Raw genomic sequence first — 4,407 nt, 5'->3', positions numbered from 1 at the left:
ACTCCAATGCTTTTAAGACATCTTTTTGCTGCAATATTGTATGATTGTAATTTTGCATATTAGCTCTTTGTAATATCTGCTTAGGTTTAAAAGGCAAGAAATTTTCAAAAAACTTATTCTTTTCTTTTTCCATATCCTTCTAAACCCTTAGTAAAATCTATTTTTAAATCAAGCACTTCTTTAGGAAAGATATAAGGACGAGCTGATGGCAGTCCATAGGTGAGGTTGGAGTAGATTTGATCGCTAAGTAAATTGTATGGTGTTATACCTTTGTATGTATATGTTTTACTTCTATTGACTACAATCTGCCACATCATGAGATAATACTGCTTTATACTCTCTGGTGTAGAATCTTTATCTCTTGGATCTTTGATCAATCCTTGTTCCCTTGCTAAGACTAAACCCATCATATCAATACTTCCACCATATACACAACCATCCACATATGCACTTAAATCAATTATTAAATCAGGGGGAAATTTCTCATCAAAATAGGGATCTAAACCATTGATTAAGCCTTTTTGTTGTGAAGATTTTTGGGCATATTTGCCTAGTGTGTTGAATTTTAGTAAGGATTTTTGGACATCAAGACCTTCTCCATAATAGGGAATAAGCATATCTATCGCGCTTTGAGATCCTAGTGCAATAGCACAACGAAGACAGGCATGATGAGGAATAAGAGCATAAGCGGTAGTCCAAACACCTTGAGCAGCATAATTACTTGCTGCTAGATAAAAAGCTAATGGGCTTTGGTATTTAATGGCTGCTGCAAGATAGAGTTCGGCTGCAAAGATAGTTCCCCTCATACCTTTTCTCTGCGCTTCCTCATCTATAGCCTCCCATACAACACACTCTAGTGCATGATTATAACACTCTCTTGCTTCTTCTCTTACTAGTCCTAAGCTATAAGATGTTAGCTCTGTGTGAAATAATCTCTCATTATCACTACTCCATTTATAGAGTTGATAATACATATAGCTCATCTCTGGAATCTTTTCATTCAGCAAATCTTTTGTAATTTTTACACATTCAAGTATTTCTTTTTTACTTTCATCTCCTCCCTTTAGAGAAGCTTTTTTAAAAAGTAATGCAGAGAGTTTTACTCCTGCTTTTAAATACTGCTCTTTATAGGCTACTCGTAGATTATGAAGTATTTCTTGTTGAATTTGTGGATTTAGATTATTAAAATCTATTTTAGAATGAGATTCTAAAAGCTTATTGGCTTTAGCATAAGTCTTTTTAGCCATATCACTTATTCTCTCACTATATGTATAGGGTTTATAATCTACATTAACATAAGGAAAGAGAGTTGATTTCAATTCAGATTTTCTTACTATCATTTTTCTTTGTTCTTTATAGCTTAGCTTTATAAAAGCTTCTTTTTCTTCTTTACTCCATTTAATACCATTACCATTTGGAGAAGGGCGATAGGATTTGAGGGTGTGGAGGATTGAATTTAATTCATGCAATCTCATACGCTCCTGTGATGTAAAATCATGCTTCTCTGTTATGTGTTCTGCTTCTTTTGTTATTTTGTTCCATATGTTTACTTCATGATGTGTAAATATTGCATCCTGCATACTCACTCCTAATCTCTCACATCTATAGTTGTGGGGATAAAGCCCTTATCATAGATAAGACTGCCTAGCATTTCTACTTCTCTTTTCGTTGGGCTTTTACGATTCAAGCTGTCATCAATTGATCCACTATATACTAAGTAGTTATACTCTGCCACTCTTTTAAGCTGAATTAAAAAATCTCTGCTATAAGACATTGCTCTTGAAGTTATAAAGTTTTTATCATCATTGCTTTGACTTGGATCTATCTTGATTTTTGTTTTGATGAGATTTGTAGTATCCATAAGTGTTTGAGAATTGAAGAGTTTTGTTATGCTCTCTTTTGTAGCATTTGGTATCCTTGTGCAAAGATAGGTTACATGTTCATCGGTTGCTAAATCTAAATAACACAGAACCTTACAATATGCTTCCTTGAAGATAGAATCTGTTCGTGTATGAAAGGCATTTAAAGGAAGAACACGGCTATATTTGTTGCCACAAACATACTTTTTTAACATCTTTAAAGTATGCTCTCGTGCTAAATCTTTATCTTGCACAAAACCTGCTATGCTTGGGTTGTGAATATAAAATAGCGTATTGTGATTGTGCAATGTCTGTATAATAGAATCTAGTTTAGATTCTATATCCTTGTATATATATCGTTCATTGATATATTCTAAATTATCTTTTATATCTTGTAGTGTTTCTAGTAATGGAGTATGCAAAGAATCTAACAATATGATAAAAGGTGTGTTTAGCTTAAGTAATGTAAAAAGATGTGATAAGTTATATATCAAAGATGAACTAAGTAGTAATGTAGTACGTGGATATAACATAAAATATGGCTTAGATTCTGTATGTATAGAATGCTTTATTACTTCATGATTTGCAATATTAGATTCTATTACACTAGAATCTTTATGATTATTCCATACATATGATAAACCTAAACTTCCTGCTATACTTACTAAACCTAAATCTGTAAATGTCTTTAGAGCTTCTCTTCGTTCTATATTATTTATATGTAAGTTATATGTTGTTTGTTTCATTCTTTATCCTCTGCTATAAGTTTATTAAGTGATTCTTCATCCATTTCTTTTCCATATCCTTCTAAACCCTTAGTAAAATCAATCTCTAAGCTAAGCACTTCTTTAGGAAAGATGTAAGGACGAGCTGATGGTAGTCCATAGGTGAGGTTGGAGTAGATTTTTTGGGCTAACCAAAACACTGGATCAAAACCACTTTTTATCACATTGTGACATGACACCAACATTTCCCACATTCTTAGATAATACTCTTTTATACTTTGTGGTGTAGAATCCCTATCTCTTGGATCTTTAATAGTAATTCTATAATAATTCCATCCTTTCACAAGGCGAGAAAGACCAGGTTCCATAATCGATCCTCCATAAGCTGCTGCAAACATATAACCCAAATCAATAATGAGTTCAGGGCTAAATTTCTCATCAAAGTAAGGATCTAAACCATTGATTAAGTCTTTAGATCTTTTTGTTACATATGTTTCTAGGAGTTTTAGTGTGAGTGGAGATTTTCTCATCATTCTTGTGCCATACTTATAATTATCCATTAGTGTCATAAGAGCATCAAGATTTCCTAAAGCAATTGAGCAGCGCAGACACGCATTATAGGGAATAAGAGTGTATTTTAATAATTCACTAGTAAGCCCACTAGGTGCATAATTACTTGCTGCTAGATAAAAAGCTAATGGACTTTGGTATTTAATAGCTGCTGCAAGATAGAGTTCGGCTGCATACACGCTCTTTGCATTAGCATTTCTCTGCGCTTCCTCATCTATGGCTTCCCATACAACACACTCTAGTGCATGATTATAACACTCTCTTGCTTCTTCTCTTGCTAGTCCTAAGCTAAAAGGTGTTAGCTCTGTGTGAAATAATCTCTCATTATCACTACTCCATTTATAGAGTTGATAATACATATAGCTCATCTCTGGAATCTTTTCATTCAGCAAATCTTTTACAATTTTTACACATTCAAGTATTTCTTTTTTACTTTCATCTCCTCCTTTTAGAGAAGCTTTTTTAAAAAGTAATTCAGAGAGTTTTGCTCCTGCTTTTAAATACTGCTCTTTATAGGCTACTCGTAGATTATGAAGTATTTCTTGTTGAATCTTAGAATCTAGCAAATTAAAATCTGTATTATTATGCTTCTCTAAAAGAGCTTGGGCTTTAGTATAAGTCTTTTTAGCCATATCACTTATTCTCTCACTATATGTATAGGGTTCATAATCCACATTAACATAAGGAAAGAGAGTTGATTTCAATTCAGATTTTCTTACTATCATTTTTCTTTGTTCTTTAAGGCTTAGCTTTATAAAAGCTTCTTTTTCTTCTTTACTCCATTTAATACCATTACCATTTGGAGAAGGGCGATAGGATTTGAGGGTTTTTAGGATTGAATCAAATTTTATTTGATTAAATTGTATATCAGTTGGTTGCATAGATTTTGCTTTGTCATATTCTTGAAGAAGCTGTGTCCAAAAAGCTATATCATCACGAAATATTGCACCTTGCATTATAACTCCTTATGTATATCTATTTTTGTAGGGATAAAAGATTCATTGTAGATAAAGTTACTGAGTATGGATTCATTAATAGAATCTTTAGCATCTGTTTCCCTTTTAGGATTATTATTTAACACTTTCTCCCCCTTATATACTCTATAACTATATTCTGCTACTCTTTTAAGTTGGATTAGAAAATCTCTTTGGCTATTAGTTTCTTCTCCCACCCGTTGATATACTGCATTGTTTTGGGGATTTTGGTATTTAATCTTTGTTTGCGTAGGTTGCTTATTGATAAGGTTTTGAAAA

At 32.7% G+C, this 4,407-nt stretch carries 4 protein-coding genes; all 4 read right to left on the bottom strand.

Features of this window, described 5'->3' with window-relative positions:
• Positions 1-113: 113 nt before the first annotated feature.
• Positions 114-1,580: a hypothetical protein gene (locus LS81_RS10445; RefSeq protein WP_104696468.1), complete on the bottom strand. Its 1,467-nt coding sequence runs from the start codon at positions 1,578-1,580 to the stop codon at positions 114-116.
• An 8-nt stretch (positions 1,581-1,588) separates the two neighbouring features.
• Positions 1,589-2,605, bottom strand: coding sequence for a hypothetical protein (locus LS81_RS10440; RefSeq protein WP_034347966.1), 1,017 nt, complete (start codon positions 2,603-2,605; stop codon positions 1,589-1,591).
• Positions 2,602-4,110 (bottom strand): hypothetical protein, encoded by a 1,509-nt coding sequence (locus LS81_RS10435; RefSeq protein ID WP_104696469.1) that lies wholly within the window; start codon positions 4,108-4,110, stop codon positions 2,602-2,604. Before LS81_RS10435 ends, LS81_RS10440 begins: the two co-directional genes overlap by 4 nt.
• Positions 4,110-4,407: hypothetical protein (locus tag LS81_RS11440; protein WP_034348119.1), on the bottom strand; the 298-nt coding region annotated here is incomplete at its 5' end. The genes LS81_RS10435 and LS81_RS11440, both read right to left, overlap by 1 nt.

This window comes from Helicobacter trogontum (assembly GCF_000765905.2).
GTDB classification, from domain to species: domain Bacteria; phylum Campylobacterota; class Campylobacteria; order Campylobacterales; family Helicobacteraceae; genus Helicobacter_A; species Helicobacter_A trogontum.
Note: the sequence above shows the minus strand (reverse complement) of the source record. Positions and strands in the feature narration are given on the sequence as shown.

Coding starts and splice junctions, on each gene's coding strand:
- LS81_RS10435 (WP_104696469.1), bottom strand. CDS start 4,110: ATGCAAGGTGCAATATTTCGTGATGATATAGCTTTTTGGACACAGCTT.
- LS81_RS10445 (WP_104696468.1), bottom strand. CDS start 1,580: ATGCAGGATGCAATATTTACACATCATGAAGTAAACATATGGAACAAA.
- LS81_RS10440 (WP_034347966.1), bottom strand. CDS start 2,605: ATGAAACAAACAACATATAACTTACATATAAATAATATAGAACGAAGA.